Annotated in this window: 8 protein-coding genes; 1 reads left to right on the forward strand and 7 read right to left on the reverse strand. The window is 61.4% G+C overall.

The genetic code is table 11. From position 1 onward, the window contains the following. Positions 1-521, reverse strand: a 521-nt coding sequence (gene phnD, locus ACE3OH_RS19440; RefSeq protein ID WP_374357092.1) for a phosphate/phosphite/phosphonate ABC transporter substrate-binding protein, incomplete at its 3' end; no start/stop codon positions are given. A 276-nt stretch (positions 522-797) separates the two neighbouring features. On the opposite strand from phnD, the gene ACE3OH_RS19445 reads away from it, so the two are divergent. Beyond that, on the forward strand, positions 798-1,544 hold the full coding sequence (locus tag ACE3OH_RS19445; protein ID WP_374357079.1) for a substrate-binding periplasmic protein: 747 nt from the start codon (positions 798-800) through the stop codon (positions 1,542-1,544). A gap of 149 nt (positions 1,545-1,693) precedes the next feature. Here the strand turns inward: ACE3OH_RS19445 and ACE3OH_RS19450 are convergent, their stop codons facing one another. The 6 genes from ACE3OH_RS19450 to ACE3OH_RS19475 all read right to left on the reverse strand — a co-directional run. After that, positions 1,694-2,557: an isochorismatase family protein gene (locus ACE3OH_RS19450; RefSeq protein ID WP_374357081.1), complete on the reverse strand. Its 864-nt coding sequence runs from the start codon at positions 2,555-2,557 to the stop codon at positions 1,694-1,696. Positions 2,558-2,662: 105 nt separating this feature from the next. Then, positions 2,663-2,857 (reverse strand): Fe-S cluster assembly protein IscX, encoded by a 195-nt coding sequence (gene iscX, locus ACE3OH_RS19455; protein WP_374357083.1) that lies wholly within the window; start codon positions 2,855-2,857, stop codon positions 2,663-2,665. A gap of 69 nt (positions 2,858-2,926) precedes the next feature. Then, positions 2,927-3,409 carry a YbaK/EbsC family protein gene (locus tag ACE3OH_RS19460; protein ID WP_374357085.1) on the reverse strand — a complete coding sequence of 161 codons (483 nt, stop codon included), beginning with the start codon at positions 3,407-3,409 and terminating at the stop codon, positions 2,927-2,929. Continuing rightward, the gene (locus tag ACE3OH_RS19465) at positions 3,406-3,627 is read right to left on the reverse strand and encodes a hypothetical protein (protein WP_374357087.1); all 222 of its coding nucleotides are present in this window, start codon (positions 3,625-3,627) and stop codon (positions 3,406-3,408) included. Before ACE3OH_RS19465 ends, ACE3OH_RS19460 begins: the two co-directional genes overlap by 4 nt. Then, complete coding sequence (gene fdx, locus ACE3OH_RS19470; RefSeq protein ID WP_374357088.1) at positions 3,620-3,976, reverse strand: ISC system 2Fe-2S type ferredoxin; 357 nt, start codon at positions 3,974-3,976, stop codon at positions 3,620-3,622. The genes ACE3OH_RS19465 and fdx overlap by 8 nt, the downstream gene beginning before the upstream one ends. Positions 3,977-4,050: 74 nt before the next feature. Continuing rightward, positions 4,051-4,770, reverse strand: a 720-nt coding sequence (locus ACE3OH_RS19475) for an Hsp70 family protein (protein ID WP_374357090.1), incomplete at its 5' end; no start/stop codon positions are given.

A 4,770-nucleotide genomic window follows, 5' to 3' on the forward strand; every position in this document is an offset into this window, starting at 1 on the left:
CCGGTATCCATCCGCTTGAAATGCGTACGCAGATCGAGCTTGTTCTTTGTAATCACATAGTATATCGGCACCAAAAAGCCGGAAGTGGAAGTCGGCTTCCCCAATGCCAGCGTATACTTCCCCGGGCTGCCGACCACATCTTCAAGGCTTTTTACCGGCCCGGATTTACTAGCCAACAGCAAAGACGAGTAACCCTTGCTACCATTCGCCATCACATGCTTGGCAATCACTTCGGCATTCGATTCAAGCACAGCTTGCAGCGCCGCTTTTTGCCCGAGCCAGGCCACCTGTATTTTACCGTCAGCCAAGCCCTTGATAATAACGCCATAGTCCTTTGATGCAATTACCGAAACGGGCATCTTAAGTTCAGCCGCCATATCATCAATCAGCGGCTGCCATTTTTTCACCGCATCCGCCTCGTCAGTCGGGGCTATCAGTCCAAAAACGATTCCTTTCGAATCAGCCGCCATCACATGCATTGGAAACAATGTCGCCAGAAACAGCCACAAGATAGAAAACACTGAAGACAATACTCTCATTCCAAACCCCTTTCAAAACAGGCAGCGGCATCGCCGATTGACGTTTCATGCATATTTTCAGCTACTTGCAAAGGCTGGTTATTACCCAGAATTATATATTTGTCAAGACAGCTCATATGAATGGCACAGCGTCTGGCCTATCTACCGGGGCGCGAGCCGGCCAGCCTGGTACCGCAAAGAAAAGACCTCGCGCCCGCTTGCAGGCATGCTATACCGCAGCCACGCCATCCCTGCCGCCAGGCCATCATGTTATCGCGCATGCTGTCCCTGCTATTTGTGCTCCATGCCGAGCTTGCCGGCGCGGCATGCAGCCGTGTGCTGCGCGTTCCCTTCGAAGAATGGCCGCCTTACTCGTTCACCGGCAGCCAGCAAAAGCCGCAAGGCATCGAGGTCGACATGCTCGATGCCATCACCCGCCAGGCCGGCTGCACCGTGCAATGGGTGCCCGATCTGCCACGCAAGCGGCGCTGGCTGTATCTGCAATCGGGCGATATCGACATGCTGCTGGCTGCGTCCGACAGCGGGCCGGCCGGCGAGCGCGCCGCCATGTTCAGCAAGCCCTATCGCCACGAAACCATTTCTGCCTTTGTCATGGCCGACTCCGATCGGCACACCGGATTGGCATCGCTGCAGCACATGCTGGCGCATCGTGTCAGCGTAATCGGGCAGACTGGCGGAGGCGGCGGCTTTCCAATGGCAGAACAATTCAGGGCGGCCGGCCTGCTTACGCGCTATGAGGAATACAGCCACGGATTGAAACTACTGCAGGCTCGGCGCGGTGAAGTACTGATTGGCGATCGCTGGGCGGTGGAATACGCGGCGCGGGCACAGGATGTGCGCCTGCGCCGCCTGGCTTTCAACGTTGCCGATGGCGAAGTGGCCTATATGCTCAGCCGCAAAACCTTGAGCAGTGCCGACCTGGCGGCCATCAACAGCGCCATTGAACGCCTCGACGCCAATGGCACGCTTGCACGCATCCGGCGCCGCTGGATGGCCAACCTTTAGGTCTATTTGCCACATGGCTGCGTGGCCGTGAACCGGGGTTGCGCAGTGCTCGAAATTCACCTGTACACCAGTACATGGCGGTTTCTGCGTGCCGGCCCCCCCCAGCTGGCAACCCCTAGCTGATGTTGCAATCAGCCTCCAGGCGACGCTCAGGCGGACAGCAACCTGACGCCATAGCCGCCACCCATCGCCTCCAGCGCAAACAGGCGATCGATATTCGGGTGCTTGCCCGGATGCAGGCGCGCGTCGTCAGCATGCTCGCCATACAACCATTGGCCAAGCCGTGCCGCCTTCGGGGTAATGGCGCCGAATTGGCGGTACAGCGCCTGGTAAACCGCCAGCGAGCCGGCCTGGCCGGGCTTGTTTTCGATTACCGCATCGAGCTTGCCATCGCGCCAAAGTTGCAAGCCAACCAAGCCTTGCACCGATGGCAAGGTGGTGAGCACCTCGGCAAATGGCAAGGCAGGGGCGATTTGCAGCAGGCGCTTGCTGGCATCCTTGAACGCAGCCGCCTTGCTATCGCGCAGCCACTCGAACAGCACCATTTCGCGGCTGACCACGGCAACGCCCGCCGCAGCGAGGCGCGCCAAGGCCTGCGCCTTGTCGGAGGCAGCGCGCGAACCGATGGCGTCGCTCACCACATAGACCTGCTTGCCGGCGGCTTGCAGGTCCAGCGCGGTTTGCAGCACGCACACATGGGCCTCGATACCGCAGATGATCACCTGGGCGCGGGTATCCAGCGGCAGGCCGTTCAGGCACTGCGCAGCCACGCAGGAAAACGCCGTCTTGGCTACGCTTGGCGCCTCGGGCGCTGCAGCACGCAAGGTGGCCAGGGTGGCGCCGAGTGCCTGTGGGTATTGCTCGGAAAACGCCAGCGGCACGCCGCATAGCTGCGCCGCATCGATCAGCCATTTGATGGCTGCCACGGTGCGCGAGCCATCGTCGATGGCCGTGATCAGCTTTTCCTGTACATCGACAACCAGCAGGGTCGAATCAGCCGCCTTGATCAGCATGGCAAGGTCTCCTTGTTGTTATGGGGAAGGCCTATCGTAACGCGTGACTCTGACCCGCTTCAAAAAATGGCGGGCGCCCGCAGGTTTCAAGCGGCTGCCTGTTGCTTATTCCGCCTCATCCATCCAGCACATCTGGATCGCTTCCAGGATCTTTTCACCGCTGCGGTTCGGTTCATCATCAAAGCCATCCAGGGCCAGCACCCAGTTGCGCAAATCGACGAAGTTGATCGTCTTGGGGTCCAGATCGGGGAATTTGTCGGCCAGTGCGATGGCAATTTCGCGCGAATCAGTCCACTTCATGGCAGTACTCCTTGTGACGTCGGGGCGGATACCTAGCTACCCGCCTGGAATGCAACCGGCGCGCCGCGCCTATTGCTGCTTGATATCCGCCAGCGGTGCGCCGGTAATGGCGAGCAAGGCTTGCGGCGTCAGGCGGCACACGCTGTCGCTGGTACCGGCCGCCACCCAGATATACGGGTATTGCAGCAGATCGCGATCCATAAACAGCACCGGCGCCTGCAGGTGGCCGAACGGCGCCACGCCGCCGATGGCGAATCCGGTCTGGCTGCGGACAAAGTCGGCATCGGCCTTAGCCAGATGTTCGCCCAGCAAGGCGGCCACCCGTGACTCATCGACCCGGTTGGCACCGCTGGTCACCACAACGACGACGCGACTGCTTTCCACTGCACGCAATACGATGGACTTGGCGATTTCCGCCACGCTGCAGCCGATGGCCGCAGCGGCATCGGCTGCCGTACGGGTGCCGGCCGGGAACACCTTGACCTCGGCGTCGATACCGGCTGCGGCCAGCACGGCCAGCACACGTTGTTGACTGCTCAGCGGCGTATTCATGCGTGTGCCCGCTTGCAATGGCGCCGACGCGACTTCTTTTTGCAGGCGGCGGCCGACTTGCTCACCGGCGGAAAAGCCTTGGGCAACTCGCTCAAACTACCGGCCGGCACCGACACGCTGCTGGCTGCCTGCACCGGGCTAGCGTTTTGTCCGGCCGCCCATAGCGGCGCCAGCAGCCAGGCCGCAACGATGGCCATCTGCCAGCGCCGACTAGACATCCCAGTCCTTGTCATAGTGCTCACGCGCATGGTTGATTGTGTACTTGGGTATCTCGACCGTCAGGTCGGCATTGGCCACCAGCGCCTGGCAGGACAGCCGCGACACACTGGTCAGACCCCAGGCCTTGTCCAGCAGATCGTCCTCTTCTTCCTCGCTCGGCACGAGACTGTTGAAGCCCTGCCGCACGATCACATGGCAGGTGGTGCAGGCGCAGGACTTCTCGCAGGCATGCTCGATGGCGATATCGTGCGCGATCAGCGCATCGCAGATGCTGGTACCGCTGGCGGCATCGAAGCTGGCGCCAGCAGGACACAGCTCGGCGTGGGGCAAAACAGTGATGATGGGCATGGGAGCCTCTTTCGCAATTCAATTCATTGGCAGCATTCGCTTGGCAGCACCCAGCGCAAAGCTGACTGCTCGGTTTATTCAAGCTCGGCCAGTTTATGGCCGGTAAGGCCGCGCTGCACCGCGCGATCCATGCGCCGGCCGGCAAATTCGGTGCTTGCTGCATTGAGCTGCTCGGTAGCCTGGCGCAACACCGCCACCTCGCTTCCGGCATAGGCGAGGCCAAGGGCGGCAATGGCAGCATCGATGGCAGCGCGCTCTGCGGTATCGAGCATGTCGCCATCGGCAGCCAGCGCCAGCGCAATGGCATTGAGCAGGCTTTCCGCCTCCACCCGCGCCTCGCCCAGTGCGCGCGCCTGCATATCGTCACGGGCGTGGCGCATGGCGTCTTGCAGCATGGTGGCGATCTCGTCGTCACTGAGGCCATAGCTGGGCTTCACCGCAATACTGGCTTCCACGCCGCTCGACTGCTCGCGGGCCGACACGCTCAGCAAACCATCGGCATCGACCTGGAAGGTGACGCGAATCCGCGCCGCACCGGCCGCCATCGGCGGAATGCCGCGCAATTCGAAACGGGCCAGGCTGCGACAGTCGCTGACCAGCTCGCGCTCGCCCTGCACCACATGAATCGCCATCGCCGTCTGGCCATCCTTGAAGGTGGTGAATTCCTGGGCGCGGGCGGTGGGTATGGTGCTATTGCGCGGAATGATCTTTTCGGTGAGCCCGCCCATGGTTTCCAAGCCCAGCGAGAGCGGGATCACATCGAGCAGCAGCCATTCCTCCCCCCCCTTAGTGCC

Source organism: Chitinimonas sp. (assembly GCF_041904975.1).
In the GTDB taxonomy this organism is placed as follows: domain Bacteria; phylum Pseudomonadota; class Gammaproteobacteria; order Burkholderiales; family Chitinimonadaceae; genus Chitinimonas.

Excerpts from the sequence above, each read along its gene's own strand:
- ACE3OH_RS19445 (WP_374357079.1), top strand. The coding sequence starts at position 798 with ATGCTGTCCCTGCTATTTGTGCTCCATGCCGAGCTTGCCGGCGCGGCA.
- ACE3OH_RS19450 (WP_374357081.1), bottom strand. The coding sequence starts at position 2,557 with ATGCTGATCAAGGCGGCTGATTCGACCCTGCTGGTTGTCGATGTACAG.
- iscX (WP_374357083.1), bottom strand. The coding sequence starts at position 2,857 with ATGAAGTGGACTGATTCGCGCGAAATTGCCATCGCACTGGCCGACAAA.
- ACE3OH_RS19460 (WP_374357085.1), bottom strand. The coding sequence starts at position 3,409 with ATGAATACGCCGCTGAGCAGTCAACAACGTGTGCTGGCCGTGCTGGCC.
- ACE3OH_RS19465 (WP_374357087.1), bottom strand. The coding sequence starts at position 3,627 with ATGTCTAGTCGGCGCTGGCAGATGGCCATCGTTGCGGCCTGGCTGCTG.
- fdx (WP_374357088.1), bottom strand. The coding sequence starts at position 3,976 with ATGCCCATCATCACTGTTTTGCCCCACGCCGAGCTGTGTCCTGCTGGC.